The sequence below is a fragment of the Streptomyces sp. NPDC043812 genome, assembly GCF_056436245.1.
This window is the reverse complement of record NZ_JBWKCY010000002.1, coordinates 294,865-313,601: the sequence shown is the minus strand read 5'-3', so window position 1 is coordinate 313,601 and position 18,737 is coordinate 294,865. Positions and strand designations below refer to the sequence as shown.

17 protein-coding genes, 1 tRNA gene and 2 pseudogenes are annotated in these 18,737 nt (G+C 69.9%); 7 read left to right on the top strand and 13 right to left on the bottom strand.

Annotation, left to right across the window (positions count from 1 at the left end; all coding sequences use genetic code 11):
- Positions 1 to 8 precede the first annotated feature (8 nt).
- From AC067Z_RS04125 to AC067Z_RS04110, 4 genes and pseudogenes are all read right to left on the bottom strand, one after another.
- A complete protein-coding gene (locus AC067Z_RS04125; protein WP_478787862.1) occupies positions 9 to 1,352 on the bottom strand; it encodes a hypothetical protein in 1,344 nt (447 codons plus the stop codon).
- A gap of 847 nt (positions 1,353 to 2,199) precedes the next feature.
- On the bottom strand, positions 2,200 to 2,478 hold the full coding sequence (locus AC067Z_RS04120; RefSeq protein ID WP_478788068.1) for a hypothetical protein: 279 nt from the start codon (positions 2,476 to 2,478) through the stop codon (positions 2,200 to 2,202).
- Between the two features lie 168 nt (positions 2,479 to 2,646).
- A pseudogene (locus AC067Z_RS04115) lies at positions 2,647 to 2,841 on the bottom strand (NUDIX hydrolase); the annotation flags it as partial.
- 221 nt (positions 2,842 to 3,062) lie between these two features.
- Positions 3,063 to 3,227: pseudogene (locus AC067Z_RS04110) on the bottom strand (excalibur calcium-binding domain-containing protein); the annotation flags it as partial.
- A 68-nt stretch (positions 3,228 to 3,295) separates the two neighbouring features.
- Between AC067Z_RS04110 and AC067Z_RS04105 the strand changes: the two are divergent.
- Positions 3,296 to 3,550, top strand: coding sequence for a hypothetical protein (locus tag AC067Z_RS04105; RefSeq protein WP_478787861.1), 255 nt, complete (start codon positions 3,296 to 3,298; stop codon positions 3,548 to 3,550).
- Positions 3,551 to 3,658: 108 nt separating this feature from the next.
- On the opposite strand, the gene AC067Z_RS04100 is transcribed toward AC067Z_RS04105, so the two are convergent.
- Positions 3,659 to 3,964: an EF-Tu C-terminal domain-related protein gene (locus tag AC067Z_RS04100; RefSeq protein WP_478787860.1), complete on the bottom strand. Its 306-nt coding sequence runs from the start codon at positions 3,962 to 3,964 to the stop codon at positions 3,659 to 3,661.
- Between the two features lie 611 nt (positions 3,965 to 4,575).
- On the opposite strand from AC067Z_RS04100, the gene AC067Z_RS04095 reads away from it, so the two are divergent.
- The gene (locus AC067Z_RS04095; RefSeq protein ID WP_478788052.1) at positions 4,576 to 4,836 is read left to right on the top strand and encodes a tyrosine-type recombinase/integrase; all 261 of its coding nucleotides are present in this window, start codon (positions 4,576 to 4,578) and stop codon (positions 4,834 to 4,836) included.
- Between the two features lie 73 nt (positions 4,837 to 4,909).
- On the opposite strand, the gene AC067Z_RS04090 is transcribed toward AC067Z_RS04095, so the two are convergent.
- The 7 genes from AC067Z_RS04090 to galU form a co-directional block, all read right to left on the bottom strand.
- Positions 4,910 to 4,983 (bottom strand) — tRNA-Ala (locus AC067Z_RS04090).
- 94 nt (positions 4,984 to 5,077) lie between these two features.
- Positions 5,078 to 6,160: a divisome protein SepX/GlpR gene (gene sepX, locus AC067Z_RS04085; protein WP_478787859.1), complete on the bottom strand. Its 1,083-nt coding sequence runs from the start codon at positions 6,158 to 6,160 to the stop codon at positions 5,078 to 5,080.
- A 135-nt stretch (positions 6,161 to 6,295) separates the two neighbouring features.
- The gene (locus AC067Z_RS04080) at positions 6,296 to 6,937 is read right to left on the bottom strand and encodes a GNAT family N-acetyltransferase (RefSeq protein ID WP_478787858.1); all 642 of its coding nucleotides are present in this window, start codon (positions 6,935 to 6,937) and stop codon (positions 6,296 to 6,298) included.
- Positions 6,934 to 7,485 (bottom strand): MogA/MoaB family molybdenum cofactor biosynthesis protein, encoded by a 552-nt coding sequence (locus AC067Z_RS04075; RefSeq protein WP_478787857.1) that lies wholly within the window; start codon positions 7,483 to 7,485, stop codon positions 6,934 to 6,936. Before AC067Z_RS04075 ends, AC067Z_RS04080 begins: the two co-directional genes overlap by 4 nt.
- Complete coding sequence (gene moaC / locus AC067Z_RS04070) at positions 7,482 to 7,973, bottom strand: cyclic pyranopterin monophosphate synthase MoaC (protein WP_478787856.1); 492 nt, start codon at positions 7,971 to 7,973, stop codon at positions 7,482 to 7,484. Before moaC ends, AC067Z_RS04075 begins: the two co-directional genes overlap by 4 nt.
- Before the next feature lie 73 nt (positions 7,974 to 8,046).
- Positions 8,047 to 9,348 carry a molybdotransferase-like divisome protein Glp gene (gene glp, locus AC067Z_RS04065; protein ID WP_478787855.1) on the bottom strand — a complete coding sequence of 434 codons (1,302 nt, stop codon included), beginning with the start codon at positions 9,346 to 9,348 and terminating at the stop codon, positions 8,047 to 8,049.
- 3 nt (positions 9,349 to 9,351) lie between these two features.
- Entirely contained in the window at positions 9,352 to 10,278 is a 927-nt protein-coding gene (gene galU, locus AC067Z_RS04060; RefSeq protein WP_478787854.1) for a UTP--glucose-1-phosphate uridylyltransferase GalU, read from the bottom strand.
- A 94-nt stretch (positions 10,279 to 10,372) separates the two neighbouring features.
- Between galU and AC067Z_RS04055 the strand changes: the two genes are divergently transcribed.
- Positions 10,373 to 10,990 carry a 5-formyltetrahydrofolate cyclo-ligase gene (locus AC067Z_RS04055; protein WP_478787853.1) on the top strand — a complete coding sequence of 206 codons (618 nt, stop codon included), beginning with the start codon at positions 10,373 to 10,375 and terminating at the stop codon, positions 10,988 to 10,990.
- On the opposite strand, the gene AC067Z_RS04050 is transcribed toward AC067Z_RS04055, so the two are convergent.
- On the bottom strand, positions 10,956 to 13,766 hold the full coding sequence (locus AC067Z_RS04050; RefSeq protein ID WP_478787852.1) for a penicillin acylase family protein: 2,811 nt from the start codon (positions 13,764 to 13,766) through the stop codon (positions 10,956 to 10,958). The two genes, AC067Z_RS04055 and AC067Z_RS04050, sit on opposite strands and share 35 nt — an antisense overlap.
- Positions 13,767 to 13,985: 219 nt before the next feature.
- Between AC067Z_RS04050 and AC067Z_RS04045 the strand changes: the two genes are divergently transcribed.
- The 4 genes from AC067Z_RS04045 (at position 13,986) to AC067Z_RS04030 (ending at position 18,534) form a co-directional block, all read left to right on the top strand.
- Complete coding sequence (locus AC067Z_RS04045) at positions 13,986 to 15,503, top strand: potassium/proton antiporter (protein ID WP_478788051.1); 1,518 nt, start codon at positions 13,986 to 13,988, stop codon at positions 15,501 to 15,503.
- Positions 15,504 to 15,907: 404 nt separating this feature from the next.
- On the top strand, positions 15,908 to 17,179 hold the full coding sequence (locus AC067Z_RS04040; protein ID WP_478787851.1) for an MFS transporter: 1,272 nt from the start codon (positions 15,908 to 15,910) through the stop codon (positions 17,177 to 17,179).
- Between the two features lie 68 nt (positions 17,180 to 17,247).
- Positions 17,248 to 17,571, top strand: coding sequence for an FmdB family zinc ribbon protein (locus tag AC067Z_RS04035; protein ID WP_478787850.1), 324 nt, complete (start codon positions 17,248 to 17,250; stop codon positions 17,569 to 17,571).
- 81 nt (positions 17,572 to 17,652) lie between these two features.
- A complete protein-coding gene (locus AC067Z_RS04030) occupies positions 17,653 to 18,534 on the top strand; it encodes an S-methyl-5'-thioadenosine phosphorylase (protein WP_478787849.1) in 882 nt (293 codons plus the stop codon).
- Positions 18,535 to 18,737: the final 203 nt, after the last annotated feature.

Sequence of the window (18,737 nt, the reverse complement as noted above, 5' to 3'; positions counted from 1 at the left end):
TCCCGATGTCAGGCGACCTCGCCCTGGGCCAGCAGCCACTCACGGTGCAGCGCACCCAGCGGGATGCGGCGCTCGAAGAGCGGTGTCCCGAACACGGCGAGCTGCAACTGCAGCGTGCCCGTGAGATCCAGCCCGCCGTGGACCTTCCAGGCCCCGACGAGGTCCTCGGGCGTCGCGGATGCCGACGCCTCACCGCGCACGTAGGGCGCCAGATCGGCGATCACGCCGACCGCGCCGTACAGACCCACGCCCGCCTCGACACCGAGCGCGGCCTTGACCTTCCCGGCCGCGGTCACCTTGGCCCGCACCGGTGTCGCGCTCATGTCGGAGCTGCTGACGGGCTTCCAGCCGGCGGCCTCCGTGTACGCGCCGCCGAGCCGGAAGTCGCCCTTCAGTTCCTGCTCGACGTCGACGGTGACGGTGCCGTCGCCCGCGACCTGGACGTACGCCGTGAGGTCGAGGTTGACGACGACGGGCACGGGACCGACCTGGATCACCGGGTCGGCATGCAGCCTGGCGAACGGGATCCGCACCGGCTTGCCGCCCGCGACGGCCTTCCCCTTGAGCTGCCACCGCGAACTCCAGTCGCCGCTCAGCCCGAGGAAGGCAGCGTCCGGCGCGAGCACCGAGGTCCCGTCGTACGAGAACTCCACCTGGGGCGCGAGCTGTACGAAGCCCGAGACCGACGCGGCACCGGAAACCGGAGCGCCTTCGGTGACCGGCAGCGGCACCGACGCCCCGACATCCAGCCGCAGGCTCCCGAGCGGCACCTTCGCGCCCCGGGGCCCGACAGCTTCACCCCCGGGCTTCGCCCAGGACACCTGCACACCCCGGACCAGCGGCTCGACATCGACAGCGGCCGGATCCACCGGCACCGTGCCGTCCGCCGTGTCGTCCCCGAGAAGCGCGGACAACGTCGCCGGCTCGGTCTCGACCTCGGTCCCCTTCGCGGTCCGCCCGGCCACATCGGTGACCTTGGCGAGCAGCCCGTCGGGGGCTCCGGGGGCGGGCCCGCTGGCGATGACGTCACCGACGGACGGTGTCTTCTCGCCGCCGGCGGGACCGGGGCTCGGGGATGCCTTCTCCGTACCGGAGATGACGGCCCGTCGGCTGGTGGCGTCGTACGAGGCCACCTTCAGGGGCGACTTGCGCGCCTTGCCGCCGCCGTCCGCACGGGCGACGGCGGTCGGCTTCCCGTCGGGCACAGGATCGACCGCGAGCCGCCGTGAGGGCTCGGGGTCGGGAGTGCTGTCGGCGGTGACCCGGGGCACCTCGGCCCGGGCGGCCGGCGAGTCGGCCCCCGACCCGGCCGAACAGCCGGTCGCGAGCAGGGATATGGAGGCCAGGGCCACTAAAAGGGCGTGTCCGGCAGAGGTCTTACGCACGTGGGAATCCTCGGAGCGTGTGTGTGGGGGATACGCGCAACAGGCAGGGACTCACCGATACCGGCGAGTAACAACCGCCGTACGATCCCACACACACGCCGGGCGGCGTGCCGAGTCAGGGATTCAGCCGGGAATGACGTACGCCACATCTGCGCCGCCGCGTGAAACGGCGGAATGCCGAAGGGCCCCGATCGGACTTCTCCGATCGGGCTCTCAGCTGCGGTGGCCCTGTGGGGATTTGAACCCCAGAACCCCTCGATGCGAACTATCGGCAGGGCGGTCGCCGAGGTCTGCTCGGCCGGCCACCGGTGCTCCTGCGACCAGTGGCAGTTCGGCTGCGGTCGGCTGCGGTCGGCTGCGGTCGGCTGCGGTCGGCTGCGGTCGCGATGGTTGCAGTACTTCGTTGCTGTACTGCAAACGGCTCCGGAGGCGCTTTGGGCTTGTGGGCGTCGCTGCTGGCCACAGGGCCGCAGCGGCAGTGGCCGGAACGGGGCGGCTCGGCAAGATCATGTGGCGCAAGTTCACCCTGATGGACGGAGCGGGCCACCAGTACGCGTGCGCGCGTGACGCCGACACGCCGGGCACCGGTTCCCGGCCAAACGGTTTTTCGTTACATGAGGTGACTTTGGTGATGGCTCGGACTTAACGGTGTATTTCGGATGTCAACATCAACGAGTTCGACCCAGGCAGGCGCATCAGGCACCTGCCGTGAAAGGAGCACGGAATGCGCGTTTCCCGCTTTGCCGCCGCGCTGGGCGTCGCGGCCGCTGTCCTACTGGGCGGCGCCACTGGCGCCAGCGCCGCCACCGCGCCTTCAGTGGTATCTCATGCCGCGCACGACCGAGGTCACGACAACGGTGACAACGGGCGCGGCGACCGTGACGGCCGCTGGGGCCACCACCGCGACGACCGCGACGACCGCGGCGACCGTGACGGCCGTGACGGCCGCGGGGACCACCGGCACCGCGGGGACCACCGGCACCACGGTCACAAGCACCACGGCCATAAGCACCACGGCCATAAGCACCACGGCCACAAGCACCACAGCCACAAGCACCACGGCCACCACGGGGGTCACGACCGCTACGACCACCGCTGACCTCCTTGGGGGGGTGCCCTTCCGCTGCTGGGGAGGGCACCCCTTCCGCGTCCTCAGGCCGAACCGCATGCAGGGGCCGATACGCAACCGAAGATCCCTGCGGTCTCCTCGTATTGCGAGGCGCTCAAGCTGGAGAGCAACGTCCGCTGTCACGGTGGTGTGATGCCGGCCGTCATGGCTGCGGACATACGGGCCCTGTCCATCCAGCGCATCGAGCAGGCGCACCGCGTAGACCTCGGCCATCCGCTCTCGGACCTCGTCGAGCGTGAGCCGGTCAACTGCCGTCGACTCGGCGGAGGCACGCTCAGCGCCGCCTGACAGCTTGCACCGAAACACCAGGGCGACGATGCCGCGTGTCGGACAACAATCAAGCCCCGGGCACTTGGCCCGGGGCTTTCTCTTGGAGCGGGTGACGGGAATCGAACCCGCGCTCTGAGCTTGGGAATCACCGCGCTTCCGGGCGCCGTTGACGACTTGGCCAGCGCCCAACGGTGGTTCCTCCTGGAAGCCGCTGTCGACCGTGGCTTACCGGCCTGTCGGGCACGGATCGGGCATGGCGGCTCCATGCATGACTTGCGCTATTCGCAGGCGACGCCGTCACCGTCGCGGTCCAGGTGCCTGCCGTAGCCTGCATCCCCCGTGCGGATCGGAGCGGCGCCGGCGGCGCGCACCTCGGTGCAGTTCGCGTAGTAGGCCGAACCGCCGGACCCACTGCCGTCGTCGCTGCCGTCCGCAGCGGGGGCACGCGCGAGGCCCGTTATGGCAGGTTGACGGCCAGTGCCCAAGCGTCTGACCTGGCACGATGACTCCCATGGAAGCCAATAACTCGTGGGAAACTGTGCCCACCGTAAATGTGCGCCTGTGGCACGCAGATGCCGTCGTGCTTTACGACTGGCTGATGAGCACCGATCTGAACGCGGTGCCGATCACGCATCCCGCGCAGAAACAGGCGCTGGCAGACCTTGCGGGCCGTTTCGAGTGGGCGGCTGATGTCGATGTCACGGAGTCCACTCACGAGGAGATCGCGGCTGCGCAAGCGGAGGTCTCCAAGAACATGGGCTGGTAGGGGCCCGACCGGGGTGACTCGCCCCAGGTGATCCCAGTCTTGGAGCGTATTCGGGTGCCACGAGCGGGCGGCGGGCATCCGCTTACCCGGCGGCTCCGCTCGTGAGGTTCAGTGCGGGAGTTGGATCACGGTTCCGGAGCCGGCGGCACGAGCGTGGTGGCGGAAAGCGAAGGACTGGCCTTCCTCCAGGGCAACGGGTTCTTCGAGTGAGACCGTCACGTCAGCCCTGTGGAGGGGCCGCACCACGTCGACGCCGTGGAGCAGCGTGACGGTTCCCCGGACCGCCGCGGTGCGGATGTGGAAGCGAAGACGATCGCCGGACACCACATCGGCGCTGCCCTGTTCCTCGGACAACAGGCTGATGTCCGCGGCGAAGCGGTTGTGGGCGCTGATCGAGCCCGGCGTCGCGAACACCTGCCCCCGCTGGGCAGGACAGCGTCGGCCTTTTCGAGGGCGTCCGGCAGTCATCCACCAAGCCGGCGTTGGCGCAGAGTTCGGCCTCAGCCGCGTACAGCCATGCCCGCAGGCGCGGTGACATCGTGCTCCCGCCCAGCCGCTGAGCTTCGCGTACGAGGGCGACCGCAGTCTCGGGGCGGCCTGCGGCGTGAGCACGTACGCCTGCTCGGCCGTGGCGTGAGCGACATACATCCGCTCGCCTGCCTCCTGTGCCGCCCGCTTGCCCAACTAGCAGTGCCGTCAAGCCCTTTCGGCTCCCCCAGCGTCGAGGGCCTGCCAAGCTGCGAGCGTGGCAGCTCCGGCCCGGGCAAGAGCAACAGGGCGGCGCGTCTCAGGCAGCACGGCAAAGGTAAGCGCATCCTCGAGCGTCGCAAGGTGCCCGTCATCTGATCCACCAGCGCCGACGCGCCCATTTGGCGATCGACCGTACGCAGCAGTTCGGTCTGATCCATGAACGTCTTCACCATCGTGAGACTGACGTTGCGAGCTGAGTCTGCGGCCTATCAGCTCGTCGTAGCCGCCGACCGCGACAGGCGGGGCCGTGGGCGCGTGCCGGCCGAAGAGCTCCGATCGAGCCGAGGAACTTCAACCGCGCCTTCACTGCCCGGTCGGCCCAGGCCGGCGTACGCAGGATCCGGCTGCATGACACCCGCCACACCTGCGGGTCGCTGCTCGCTGCCCTCGACGTGCATCCCCGGATCGCCAAGCAGATCCTCCGCCACGGCAAGATCGCGGTGACGATGGAGGTGTATACGCACATCCCGTCCGAGGCCACGCGCAAGGCGCTGCGGAAGCTGGGCGAGCACCTCGGCACGCAAGATCAGATCTAGTTGCTGTACTTCGCTGCTGTACGACGAGAGAGAGCCCCTATCGGACTTCTCCGATAGGGGCTCTCAGCTGCGGTGGACCTGTGGGGATTTGAACCCCAGACCCCCTCGATGCGAACGAGGTGCGCTACCAGACTGCGCCACAGGCCCTTGCAACGAGTGAAACTCTAGCATCCCGATCGGGGTGCTTGGAAATCCGTTCCACCCTGCCAACCCTGCTGGTCACGGACCCCGCCGGGCGGTCTCACTCGTTGGCCGCGCGCGGCCTGTCCTCGTCCGCGTACTGGTCGAAGAGCGGCGTGCGGCCTCGGTCGCGGGAGCGTCGCGGCCCCGGCGTACGGCGGGCCGCCGGAGGCTCGTCCGGTGCGGGGGCCGGCTCGGCGGCCGAGGAACGGGCCGCGCTCCAGGTCTCCGGGTCGCTGACGTCCACGCCGCTCGACGCGCGCGGAGCCACGGGGGCCGTCACATACGTCGGAAGGGGCACGGGGACAGGTTCCCAGCTCTCGCCGGTGACCGGACCGCGCTGGCGCTGCTGGTCCACCCACTCCGCGTGGTCGGTCTGCTCGACCAGCGCGCGGCGGCCCGCCTCCTGCGGGGAGACCGTGGGCGCCGGTTCCGGCTCGGCGTTCGCGGCGGGCTCCTCGTCGGGCTCGCCCGTATCGGTCGGCGGCTGATGGCGGCGCGGGCGGTTCTCACGGAGACGCTGCGCGGCGACCTCCGCCTGCCGCCGGTCCATGACGAACGCGAAGCGCCGACGCTCCTGCGCGCGCAGATGCACGATGTAGACGCTCAGGAGCACCGCCGGGGCGGCCGGCGCCCACAGGAAGCCCAGACCACCGACGGCGGCCACGATCGCCCCGGCCGTGAAGGCGAGGAAGAGCACGGTCGTCGTCCGTCTGCGCCGGGCGAGGACCCGGCTGCGTCTGGCACGCTCGACGGCGGCACGGTTCGGTCGCGGCCGGTCGGCCGGGCGCCGCGCCGGGGCGGACCTGCGAGGGGGCGCGTCGGTCGGAGGCGCACTCTCGGGCACGTCCTGGCGCACTTCGGTTCGGGGCGCGGCGAAGGCCCGGACGTCCACGGAACTCACAGAGTCCGTGGCCGCATCCGGTTCGACGTCGTGCTCGGGCTGCTCGGCGGTGCGTTCCCGCAGCTCCTTGGCGTACCGGCGCTCCATCCCCGCCCGGCCGGACAGCAGCCGGATGGCGGTGGAGAAGCGTTCCGTCGGACGGGCTTCGTTGAGCTCGTCCTGCCTGCGGAGCCACATCGGCACCAAGTAGGCGGCCCAGGCCCCGACAATGACTGCATAGATGAGGCCGCTGCTGCTCACGCATCACACCGTAGAGGGATTCGCGCAACGGCATCCGCCAATTGGCCCGGTGTGTCGCACGATCTGGCTGATATCACGGACTTTTTTGTGATTACTCAGATCAGTTGATGGTCCACGCCGATCAATTTCGAACACTTATTTTATTTCCTGTGCCGTTCCGGGCGCCGTTCCTGGTCGTGCCTGGTGCCAGCGGTTGAGGAGACCCTCCGGTACTTCCTCGGCCGTCAGCGCGAAGACCAGATGGTCACGCCACGCACCGTCGATGTGGAGATAACGGGGCCGCAGCCCCTCCTCCCGGAATCCGAGTTTCTCCACGACCCGGCGGCTGGGCCCGTTCTCGGGGCGGATGCACACTTCCATCCGGTGCAGCCCGACCGTACGGAAGCAGTGGTCCACGGCGAGGGCGACCGCGGTCGGCATCACCCCACGGCCCGCCACCCCCCTGTCGACCCAGTAGCCGACGTGGCCCGAGCACATCGAGCCCCAGGTGATCCCCGCAACCGTCAACTGGCCGACCAGCCGACCCTGGTACTCGATGACGAACGGCAGCATCCGGCCCGCGTTCGCCTCCGCGCGCAGATGACGGACCATCTGACGGTAGGTGGGGCGCCGGGCGACCGGGCCGCCCGGCGCGGGCGGCGGGACCGTCGCCTCCCAGGGGCGCAGCCAGTCGCGGTTGCGGCGGTTGACCTCCCGCCAGATCTGCTGGTCGCGCAGCTTTATCGGGCGCAGGACGACAGGGCCGTCCCCCAGGACGACGGGCCAGGTCACGTTCATGACGCGGGCGACGGCCGCGGCGGCCCGCCGGGGCCGGGGTGATCACCGCCGCGGATCTGATCGACGGCGTGGATCAGTATCCGTTCCAGTACCGCCATCCCGTCGCGTACTCCGCCGGTGGAGCCCGGGAGGTTGACGATCAGCGTGCCGCCCGCGACACCGGCGACACCTCGCGAGAGCGCAGCCGTGGGCACCTTCTCGCGCCCGTACGCACGGATTGCCTCCGGGATTCCGGGCACCTCGTGGTCCAGGAGCGCGCGGGTCACCTCGGGCGTCCGGTCGGTGGGCGAGATACCGGTGCCTCCCGTCGTGAGGATGACGTCGTACCCGGCGGCGACTCCCTCGCGCAGCGCCTGCCCGACCGGATCGCCGTCCGGGACGACCATCGGGCCGTCGGCGGCGAAGCCCATCGCGGTGAGGGCCTCGGCGATGACCGGGCCGCCCTTGTCCTCGTACACCCCGGCGGCGGCGCGGTTGGACGCCGTGACGACGAGGGCGCTGTACGGGGCGGGCAGTGCGCCACCGACCGACGGATGCGTCCCGATCATGACCCGGCCTCCTCGCGGGACCAGTCGCCGGACTTGCCGCCGGTCTTCTCCTCCACGCGGATGTCGCTGATGACCGCCGCCTTGTCGACCGCCTTCACCATGTCCACGACTGTGAGCGCGGCGACCGAGACCGCGGTCAGGGCCTCCATCTCCACGCCGGTGCGGTCCGTCGTCTTCACGGTGGCGGCGATCTCGACCGCGTCGTCGGCGACCGACAGGTCCAGCTTCACACCCGAGACCGCGAGCGGATGGCACAGCGGGATCAGGTCGGGGGTGCGCTTGGCGCCCATGATCCCGGCGATGCGCGCCGTGGCCAGCGCATCGCCCTTCGGGACGCCTTCACCACGCAGCAGTTCCACGACCTGCGGTGAGACCAGGACGCGGCCGGTCGCCCGCGCGGTGCGGGCCGTCACGTCCTTCCGGGAGACGTCGACCATGCGGGCCGCCCCCGCCTCGTCGATGTGCGTCAGCCTGTCTTGCGTACTCATGTGCGCCTGTGCTCCCGGTCCGGGTCCCCTCAGGGTCTGTGTGGGCAGACACGGTACCGCCACGGCGCCCTGCTCACCCCAGGAGGACCACGTCCACCTCGGCTCCGGGCTCCACGGAGGTGGCGGGCTCCGGGACGACGATCAGGCAGTCCGCTTGGGCGAGGGCGGCGATCAGATGGGACCCGGCGCCGCCGACAGGAGTGACAGTGCCCGATTCCGCGTCGTACGTCCCCCGGAGGAACTGACGCTTCCCGGCCGGCGAGGTGAGCGCCTTGTCGGCCTTGATCAGCGCGCGGACCTTGGGACGCTGCACATCGGGCAGGCCCATCAGCGCGCGGATCGCGGGGCGGACAAAGAGCTCGAAGGAGACATAGCTGGAGACCGGGTTCCCCGGGAGGGCAAGGAGGGGGGTGTGCTCGGGGCCGATGGAGCCGAAGCCCTGCGGCTTTCCGGGCTGCATGGCGAGCTTGCGGAAGTCGATTCCGCTGCCGGGCACGTCCTCGTCGCCGACCGAAGCGAGTGCTTCCTTCACGACGTCGTACGCGCCGACGCTCACGCCGCCCGTGGTGACCAGCAGATCCGCGCGGATCAGCTGGTCCTCGATGGTGGCGCGCAACGTCTCGGCGTCGTCGGTGACCGCTCCGACGCGATACGAGAGGGCGCCGGCATCACGGGCGGCGGCGGTCAGCGCGAAGCTGTTGGAGTCGTAGATCTGGCCCTCGGCCAACTTCTCGCCGGGCTGGACCAGTTCGCTGCCGGTCGACAGGACGACCACGCGAGGGCGGGGCCGGACACGCACGGTGGCGCGACCGATCGCGGCGAGCAGTCCGATCTGCGGCGGGCCGAGGACCGATCCGGCGGCCAGCGCGAGATCGCCGGCCTGGACATCACTGCCGAGGGCCCGCACATGGGCGCGGTCCCCCACCGGGCGGTGCACGCGGACCTCGCCGCTCGCGCCTTCGGGTGCCTCTCCGGCCGGGCGCATGGTGGTGGCGGCTCCGCCGCCCGCACCGCCGTCGGTCCATTCGACCGGGACGACCGCCTGCGCCCCCGGGGGCAGCGGGGCACCGGTCATGATGCGGGCCGCCTGGCCGGGCCCGACCGTGGGCAGTCCGCCGCTGCCCGCCGCCACGTCGCCGATCACGGTGAGAACCGCGGGGAACTCCTCGCTCGCGCCCGCGACATCGGCGACCCGGACCGCGTATCCGTCCATGGAGCTGTTGTCGAAGGGGGGCAGCGCGACCGCGACGGTGACGTCCTCGACGAGGACACAGCCCTGGGCGTCCGGCAGCTGCAGCTCGATCGGGTCGAGCGGCCGGATCGCGGCGAGGATGTCCTCCAGATGGTCGTCCACCGACCAGATCTTGCTGCTCACGTCCTACATCTCCTCGGTCACAAAACTGCGAAGCCAGGTCCGGAACTCCGGGCCCAGGTCTTCACGTTCGCACGCGAGTCGGACAATGGCACGCAGGTAGTCGCCTCGGTCACCGGTGTCATAGCGGCGGCCCTTGAAGATCACGCCGTGCACGGGGCCCCCCTCGCCCCCCGCGGTGGCGCTGCCCGACTGATCCGCCTCGGCGAGCTTCTGGATGGCGTCGGTGAGCTGGATCTCGCCGCCGCGGCCCGGCTCGGTCTCGCGCAGTATGGCGAAGATGGCGGGGTCGAGGACGTAGCGGCCGATGATCGCCAGGTTGCTGGGGGCGTCGGCGGGCTCGGGCTTCTCGACGAGATCCGTGATCTTGACGACGTCGCTGTCACCGGTGGGCTTCACGGCGGCACAGCCGTAGAGGTGGATCTGCGCCGGATCGACCTCCATCAGCGCGACGACGCTGCCGCCCTCCCGCTCCTGGATCTCGACCATGCGCGCGAGCAGCGGATCGCGCGGGTCGATCAGGTCGTCGCCGAGGAGGACGGCGAACGGCTGGTCCCCGACGTGCGGCTCCGCGCACAGCACCGCGTGACCGAGGCCGCGCGGGTCGCCCTGGCGCACATAGTGCATGGTGGCGAGGTCGCTCGACTCCTGGACCTTCGCCAGCCGTTCGGCGTCGCCCTTGCGGGAGAGCGCCTCCTCCAGCTCGTAATTGCGGTCGAAGTGGTCCTCGAGGGGGCGCTTGTTACGGCCCGTGACCATCAGTACGTCGGAGAGGCCGGCCGAGACCGCCTCCTCGACGACGTACTGGATCGCGGGCTTGTCGACCACAGGCAGCATCTCTTTGGGAGTGGCTTTCGTGGCAGGCAGGAACCGGGTGCCGAGGCCTGCGGCGGGGATGACAGCCTTGCTGATCCTGGAGTGCGACTGAGTCATGCGGAGCACCTTAGCCGGTGTCTATGGGCGGAAGATGATGCTCCGGTTAACTTCATCCTCATAACGGCGTATACGAGAGGTTTACAAGCGGACAATGAGCGATGACATGTCCGGAAAGATTGCGCTTCGCGAAGAACTCCTCGGCGCACGAAGGCTGCTGTCCAGTGAGGACGTCCAGAATGCGGCCGCGGTTCTCGCGCGGCACGCGCTGTTGCTACCGGAGCTGGCCGATGCCGCCACCGTCGCGGCCTACGTCTCGGTGGGGCGCGAGCCGGGCACCCGCGCGCTGCTCGACGCGCTGCGCGCACGGGGGGTTCGCGTACTCCTTCCCGTCCTGCTGCCGGACAACGACCTGGACTGGGGCCGCTACAGGGGCGGCGACCATCTCCTCCCGGCAGGCCGCGGACTGCTGGAGCCGGACGGCGAACGGCTCGGCCCCGAGGCCGTGACGCGCGCCGACGCCGTGCTGCTGCCCGGACTCGCCGTCGACGGGGACGGGATGAGGCTGGGCCGCGGAGGCGGATCGTACGACCGCGTACTCGCCCGCCTCGCCGTCTCCGGGGCCGACCCGGCACTGGTCGTGCTCCTGTACGCGAACGAGGTGGTCGCGCGGGTCCCGGTGGAACCGCACGACCGGCCCGTCCATGCCGTGGTCACCCCTCAGGGGGTACGCCGCTTCACTGAACCGACTCGCCCGGCGGGACGAGCGTGAGCGTGTCGACCGTCGCCGCCTCCACCGCCTCGGCGCCGTAGGCCCACTCCAGCAGATCGCCGTTCGCCCACTTGTCGGTCTGGTCGGTGTAGTGGGCGCTGTACGCGTGGCCCGAGGCCCCGGTCAGGTTGATCCACCCGGACTTGTCCCACTCGCCGACGTTGAGGACCATCCGCATCGACGGCACCCACACGACCCCGTAGCCGCCGGCCGCGTTCCAGCCGGTGGCGTTGACCGCGGCCTCGCCGCCGCCCAGATTCCACGGGCCACGGTTGAGCACGGCCTGCAGGAAGCCCGGACCCTCGGTGCCGAGTGTCTGGTTCTTCAGGGTCAGCTGGTGCAGGCGGCCCCAGCTCCAGCTGGAGGCGTCCTTGCCGAGCTCGGCCGTCAGCTCCCAGCGCGCGTCCTCCATCGCCCGGTCGAGCAGCTCGTCACGGGTGTCGGTCGCCTCGTCCGTACGCGTCCCCGGGGTGCGCCACCATTCGTTGTTCTCGTCCTTGAGCAGCCGGCGCACCACCTCGTACCAGCGGTCGCCGCCGTCGGGCTGCGCGGAGTCCCCGTCCCGCTGGCCGCATTCGCGGACCCGCTCGGTCAGGTCGTCGTCGGCCGGGGCATTGCTGTCGGCGGGCAGGACGCTGAGGCATTCGCCCTCGACCCGCAGTTCCTTGGGGAGCTTGTTGCCGAAGGCCAGCTTGAGGACGTTGCGCCACACGGCGTTGAAGTACGCGGCGGCGCCGGAGTCCGGCTCCTGGGTGTAGTCCCAGCCCTCGAGCAGCTTCTGGGCCTCGCGGACGTAGGAGTCCGAGATGTCGATCTTCAGCAGATACGGCGTCAGCAGCTTCGCGATCTCGCTGCTGTTGTCCATCTGCATCGTGCGCATGTCCTCGGTGGAGATCTTGCCGCCACCGCGGATCTTGGACTGGACGAGGTCGTTTATCCGCTGGCTGCGTGCGCCGTAGCCGTAGTCCTCGGTGATCAGATACGGGTACTTCTTCTCGTCCACGACGGCCTGGTTCGCGGTGACGATGTAGCCCCGGTCCGGGTTGTACTCGTAGGGCAGCTCGTCGAAGGGGATGAAGCCCTCCCACTTGTACGCGGGGTCCCAGCCCGGAGCCGGGGTGGCACCGTCACCCTCTGCCCGTATCGGAATCCTCCCCGGCGCCTGGTAGCCGATGTTGCCCTTGGTGTCGGCATAGACGAGGTTCTGCGAGGGCACCTCGAAGTCGCGGGCGGCGCGGCGGAAGGACGGGAAGTCCTTGGCGCGGTTGAGCGCGAAGACGGCGTCCATCGTCTTGCCCGCCTGCAGGGCGGTCCACTGGAGGGAGACCGCGTAGCCGGAGGCGCGGTCGGGCGCCGCGTTGGAGACCGGCGCCCGGTCGCCCACCATCTCCAGCTCGTCACTGCGGTCGGAGACGAGCGGGCCATGTGCGGTGGAGCGGACGGTGATCTCCTTGTCCGGGCCGCCCGCGACCTTGATGATCTCCTTGCGGCTCGTCAGCTCCTTCTCCTGGCTGCCGACCAGGTAGCTGTCGCCGCTGAGCTTCTCCAGATAGAGGTCGGTCACGTCGGCGCCGAGGTTGGTGAAGCCCCAGCCGATGTTCTGGTTGTGGCCTATGACCACGCCCGGCATGCCGGAGAAGGTGTAGCCGGCCACGTCGAACGTGCAGGAGGGCGTGACCTGCCGGCAGTGGAGGCCCATCTGATACCAGAGGGACGGCAGCTGCGGCGCGAGGTGCGGGTCGTTGGCCAGGAGCGGCTGTCCCGTCGTCGTGTACGCGCCGGAGACGACCCAGGAGTTGGAGCCGATACCGCTTCCGCTCGGGCCGAGCAGTTCCGGAATCGCGTCGAGGGTGTCGGAGAGCGCGCCGAGCTGGGAGTTCAGCCCTGAGGCGGCTCCGGCCGGACTGCCCGTGCCACTGCCGGTACCCGAGCCCGTGCCGGTGCCGCTGCCGGTGCCCGTGGTGCCGTCGCCGGCCGAACCGGTGCCCTCGCCCGAGGGCTTGGCCTTGGGGTCGAACGTGCCGGTGGCCGGGTCGATCCCGCCGTTCCGCACGATCGGCTTGTTGCGGTCGTACGGATACTCCGGATAGAGCTCGCGGATCTGTTTGTCGCTGAGCCTGCTGGTGAGCAGAGACCGGTCGATCTCCTCCTGCATGTTGCCCCGCAGGTCCCAGGCCATCGCCTTGAGCCATGCCACGGAGTCGACGGGCGTCCAGGGCTCGGGCGCGTAGTCGCCTGTGAAGGACAGGGCCGCGTACTCGACGGACAGCTCTTCGCCGGAGCGCCCCTTGAGGTAGGCGTTGACCCCGTCCGCGTAGGCCTGCAGGTACTTCTTCGTCTGCGGCGAGAGCTTGGTGTCGTACTCCTGCTGCGCAACGCGGCGCCAGCCGAGCGTGCGCAGGAAGGCGTCCGTCTCGACCTGCCCCGAACCGAACATCTCGGACAGCCTGCCCGACGTCATGTGCCGGCGGACGTCCATCTCCCAGAAGCGGTCCTGGGCCTGGACATAGCCCTGGGCGCGGAAGAGGTCTTCGTCGGTGTCCGCGTAGATCTGCGGGATGCCGTAATTGTCGCGCTTGACCTCCACCTGGCCACCGAGGCCCTGGAGTTCGACCGATCCGGTGGTCTGCGGGAACGAGGCGCGAACCGTGCTGATGCTCCAGTAGGCGCCGTACCCGACACCCGCGACGAGCGCCAGCACCAGGACGAGCACGAGCAGTCGGGCGCGTCGCCCCTTCTTCTTCTTGGGGGAAGAGGCGGTTGTGTTGGCGGGCATCGCTGTCCTTCGAGGGGCAGGGTGGTCCTGGAAATGCTGAGGCAACTCTAGGCGCAGCACCCGACCGGCCCCGACGCGGTATCCACAAGGCCGGTGGCGCAGTCGGACAAACAGATCATCAACCCGTCAAGGAAACGTTAAAGATTAGGTAAGGTAACGAAGTGTCGCCGCCGGTACGACGATCTCCGGCATGAGGGCGCAAGGGGAAGGGATCGGCCACTGACTGTCCACCAGCTCAATGAACTCCTGCTCATCTGCTCGCTCGTTCTGCTCATCGCCGTCGCGGCGGTACGCATCTCGTCCCGCAGTGGGCTGCCCAGCCTGTTGCTGTATCTCGGGATCGGGATCGCGATGGGCCAGGACGGCCTGTTCGACGTCAGGTTCGACGACGCCGGGCTGACCCAGGTGATCGGCTACGCCGCACTTGTGGTGATCCTGGCCGAGGGTGGCCTGGGCACCAAGTGGAAGGAGATCAAACCCGCGTTGCCGGCGGCCGCCGCACTGTCGACGGTAGGCGTCGCGGTGAGCGTGGGCATCACGGCCGCGGCAGCGCACTACCTGGTCGGACTGGAGTGGCGGCAGGCGCTGATCATCGGCGCGGTGGTGTCCTCGACCGACGCGGCCGCGGTGTTCTCGGTGCTGCGCAAGGTGCCGCTGCCGTCTCGCGTCACAGGCGCCCTCGAAGCCGAGTCCGGCTTCAACGACGCCCCCGTCGTCATTCTGGTCGTGGCCTTCTCGTCGTCCGGACCGGTGGACGACTGGTACGTCCTGGTGGGCAAGATCGCACTGGAACTGGCGATCGGCGCGGCCGTCGGACTCACGGTGGGCTGGCTCGGCGCGTTCGGACTGCGTCACGTCGCACTCCCCGCATCCGGCCTGTACCCGATCGCCGTCATGGCGATCGCCGTGGTCGCGTACGCGGCTGGGGCGATGGCCCACGGCAGCGGGTTCCTCGCCGTCTATCTCGCTTCGATGATCCTCGGGAACTCGAAACTTCCCCACGCGCCCGCCAACCGCGGATTCGCCGAAGGGCTCGGTTGGATCGCCCAGATCGGCATGTTCGTACTGCTCGGTCTGCTGGTCACCCCGCACGAACTGCTCCGGGACTTCTGGCCCGCGGTGGTCGTGGGGCTCATGCTGACCGTCGTCGCCCGACCTGTCAGTGTCGTTGTCAGCCTGCTGCCGTTCCGTATCCCATGGCAGGAACGGGTGCTGATGTCCTGGGCGGGACTGCGCGGCGCCGTCCCCATCATTTTCGCCACCATTCCCATGGTGTCCGGGATCAAGGGCAACGACCGGATCTTCAACATCGTCTTCGTGCTGGTCGTCGTCTACACCCTGGTCCAGGGGCCGACCCTGCCCTGGCTCGCCAGGGCGCTGCATCTCGGTGGCCCCTCCGAGGCCGCGGATCTCGGCATCGAGTCCGCGCCGCTGGAGCGGCTGCGCGGTCATCTGCTGTCGGTGGCGATCCCGGACGGCTCCAGGATGCACGGCGTGGAGGTCGCCGAGCTGCGGCTGCCCCCGGGGGCCGCGGTCACCCTCGTCGTACGGGAAGGCAAGAGCTTCGTGCCGGCACCGACGACGGTACTGCGGCATGGCGACGAGCTGTTGGTCGTCGCCACCGATCCGGTGCGCGACGCAGCGGAACGCCGGCTGCGGGCGGTCGGCCAGGGCGGCAAGCTGGCCGACTGGCTGGGGACGGGCGGTCCCGCCTCGAGGCGGTCCAGGCGCCACTGAGGTGCGGGTGCCCTGCGCCACTGCGGTGCGGGGCCCGGTGCCGAGCCCGGCGCCCCTGAGGTGCGGAGCCGGTTGCCGAGCCCGGCGCCCCTGAGGTACCGGGCCGGCGCCGAACCCCGGCCTCTGCGGCCCCGGCGACCGGTCGGGCAGTGAAATACCGACCAATCGCAGGGCAAACGAGGTGATCTCCGCCATCTTCTCAGGCAGGAGCTCCGAGATCCCTGTAGCATGAAGGCACACTGATCGACCAACTCTGCCTGAAGCAGAGCTGGCGCGACCGTATGGCGGCCGCGGTGTCCCTTCCGCGGACCCCGGTATCTACCGCAGTTCCGCGCAAGAGGACAGCTCTCGGCGGCTCCCGGCACCCCGGTGAGCGCTACCAGGCGGCAGAAAGGCAAGGGGCCGTGGTGTCCACGGTCGCTTCTGACAGGCGTCCCGGCTACGGACAGCTGCTCCGTACCCCTGGGGCCTGGACATTCCTGCTTCCCGGTTTCGCGGCCCGGCAGCCCTTCGCGATGCTCACCATCGGCATCGTGCTGCTGGTCCAGCACACCACCGGTTCGTACGGCAGCGCCGGCGCCGTCGCTGCCGTAACCGGCGTCTCCATGGCTCTCTTCGCCCCGCAGAACGGCAAGCTCGCGGACCGCTTCGGCCAGCGTGCGGTGCTCGTGCCCGGCGTGCTGGTGCACACCGTCTCGGTCGCCGCACTGACCGCGCTGGCGCTGGCGGACGCTCCGCTGTGGGTCCTGTTCGCCGCAGCCGTGCCGAGCGGTGCCTCGGTGCCGCAGGTCGGCCCGATGGTGCGGGCCCGCTGGGCGGCAAAGCTCCAGGGCTCGCCGTTGATGCCGACCGCAGCGGCCTTCGAGTCGGTGACGGACGAGTTCACCTTCGTAGTGGGTCCTGTGCTGGCCACCGCGCTGTGCACCGGTGTCCACCCTGCTGCCGGACTGATCGCCGAGGCTGCCCTCACGCTCGCCGGCGGTCTGCTGTTCGCCGCCCAGCGCCGCACCCAGCCCGCCCACGGGCGGGCGACAGCAGAGGTGCGCGCCGGGCGCAGGTCGGCCCTGCCCGTGCCCGGCGTCCGGGTCCTCGCCGTCGCCTTCCTCGGCATCGGCTCCGTCTTCGGCGGCATGCAGGTCTCGCTGACCGCGTTCACCGAGGAGATCGGGCAGCCCGGCATGAACGGGCTGCTGTACGGACTGTTCGCCGCGGGCAACATGCTGGCCGGTGTCGCCGTCGGCGCCATCGCCTGGAAGAGCGGGCCGCGCCGCCGTCTCGTCGTCGGCTACGCGGCGCTGACCGCCGCCGCGTCCCTGCTGTGGACCGCGCACTCCGTCGCGCTGCTCGGCGCCCTCGGACTCGTCGTGGGCCTGTGCATCGCCCCCGCCCTGATCACGGGCTACACGTTGGTCGAATCGCTGGTGCCCGCGTCCGGCCGCACCGAGGCCTTCACCTGGCTGACCGGCGCGGTGGCGCTCGGGCAGGCGGGGGCCGTCACGGTCGCCGGCCGACTGGCCGACGGCTACGGCGCGAGCGCGGGATTCGTGGTCCCGCTCGTGGGCACCGCGCTCGCCCTGACCACCCTGATCTCGCTGCGCTCCCGGCTGTCCGTCACGACCGTCGGACGGGTCGCCGCGCGTGGGATCGGTCACCGAGTGCCGGTGACGGTGGACTGATCGAGCGGAATACGTCACTATGGATCGTCGTTAGCACTCATCGAGTGAGAGTGCCAGGAGGAAGACAAGTGCCGACCTACCAGTACCAGTGCACCGAATGCGGCGAGGGCCTCGAGGCGGTGCAGAAGTTCACCGATGACGCCCTGACCGTGTGCCCCAGCTGCGACGGACGCCTGAAGAAGGTGTTCTCCGCGGTCGGCATTGTCTTCAAGGGCTCCGGCTTCTACCGCAACGACAGCCGCGGCTCGTCCTCGAGCAGCACGCCCGCGTCGTCGACCGGCAAGTCGTCCGAGACGAAGTCCACCTCGACCACGGCCGCCGCCTCGTCCGGCACCGGGTCCTCCTCGACCTCGTCGTCGAGCGCGTCGAGCTCCTCCGGCTCCGCCGCCTGATCCTTACGGTTCAAGAACCTCGCCGTGGCACTGGCCTCGACGGGGTTCTTGGCGTTTTCGCGTCCCGCTACTGTGATCGCCATGGCGACCAACGCGAATGCGAACGCAGGCTCCGACTCCCGCGAAGGCTCCGGGCTCGCGGAGATCGGGGTGATCGGCGGCTCGGGCTTCTACTCCTTCCTCGACGACGTCACCGAGATCCAGGTCGACACTCCCTACGGGTCCCCCAGTGACTCGCTGTTCCTCGGTGAGATCTCCGGGCGCAAGGTGGCCTTCCTGCCCCGGCACGGCCGGGGTCACCATCTGCCGCCCCACCGCATCAACTACCGCGCCAACCTGTGGGCACTTCGCTCGGTCGGCGTGCGGCAGGTACTCGGCCCGTGCGCCGTGGGCGGACTGCGGCCCGAGTACGGGCCGGGCACGCTGCTCGTCCCCGATCAGTTCGTCGACCGTACGAAGGCCCGCGCGCAGACCTACTTCGACGGGCTTCCGCTGCCGTCCGGAACCGTACCGAACGTGATCCACGTATCGCCTGCCGACCCGTACTGCCCGCAGGGACGCAAGGCCGCGCTCACTGCCGCACGCGGGCGGGACTGGGAGCCGGTGGACGGGGGCACGCTGGTGGTCGTCGAGGGCCCGCGGTTCTCCACCCGCGCCGAATCCCGCTGGCACGCGTCGATGGGCTGGTCGGTGGTGGGCATGACCGGGCACCCCGAGGCCGTCCTGGCTCGTGAGCTGGAGCTCTGCTACACGTCGATGACGCTGGTCACGGACCTGGACGCGGGAGCCGAGGCCGGCGAGGGCGTCTCGCACGAGGAAGTACTGAAGGTGTTCGCGTCCAACGTGGACCGGCTGCGGAACGTGCTCTTCGACGCGGTCGCCGCACTGCCGTCGAACGAGGAGCGCGACTGCCCGTGCCGGAACGCCCTGGCGGGTGTCGATCCGGGCATCGAGCTTCCGTAATCACCCCTGGGGGTGGCCGAGTTGTCCACAAGCCGGGGCCTGTCCACAGGCTCCGGCGGGGCATTGGCGTATCGGGGATCGTGAGGAGCGATCGGACACGGGTCGCGCAGGCCCGGTCAACTCCTCATGACAGGCGGTGCCCGGCATGTCCTTCCACCCTTCAACGTCATCGGCTGCTCAGGCGGCTTCCCCGGATCCTTCTC

Excerpts from the sequence above, each read along its gene's own strand:
- AC067Z_RS04105 (WP_478787861.1), top strand. The coding sequence starts at position 3,296 with ATGGAAGCCAATAACTCGTGGGAAACTGTGCCCACCGTAAATGTGCGC.
- AC067Z_RS04080 (WP_478787858.1), bottom strand. The coding sequence starts at position 6,937 with ATGAACGTGACCTGGCCCGTCGTCCTGGGGGACGGCCCTGTCGTCCTG.
- AC067Z_RS04075 (WP_478787857.1), bottom strand. The coding sequence starts at position 7,485 with ATGATCGGGACGCATCCGTCGGTCGGTGGCGCACTGCCCGCCCCGTAC.
- moaC (WP_478787856.1), bottom strand. The coding sequence starts at position 7,973 with ATGAGTACGCAAGACAGGCTGACGCACATCGACGAGGCGGGGGCGGCC.
- galU (WP_478787854.1), bottom strand. The coding sequence starts at position 10,278 with ATGACTCAGTCGCACTCCAGGATCAGCAAGGCTGTCATCCCCGCCGCA.
- AC067Z_RS04055 (WP_478787853.1), top strand. The coding sequence starts at position 10,373 with ATGAGCGATGACATGTCCGGAAAGATTGCGCTTCGCGAAGAACTCCTC.
- AC067Z_RS04050 (WP_478787852.1), bottom strand. The coding sequence starts at position 13,766 with ATGCCCGCCAACACAACCGCCTCTTCCCCCAAGAAGAAGAAGGGGCGA.
- AC067Z_RS04030 (WP_478787849.1), top strand. The coding sequence starts at position 17,653 with ATGGCGACCAACGCGAATGCGAACGCAGGCTCCGACTCCCGCGAAGGC.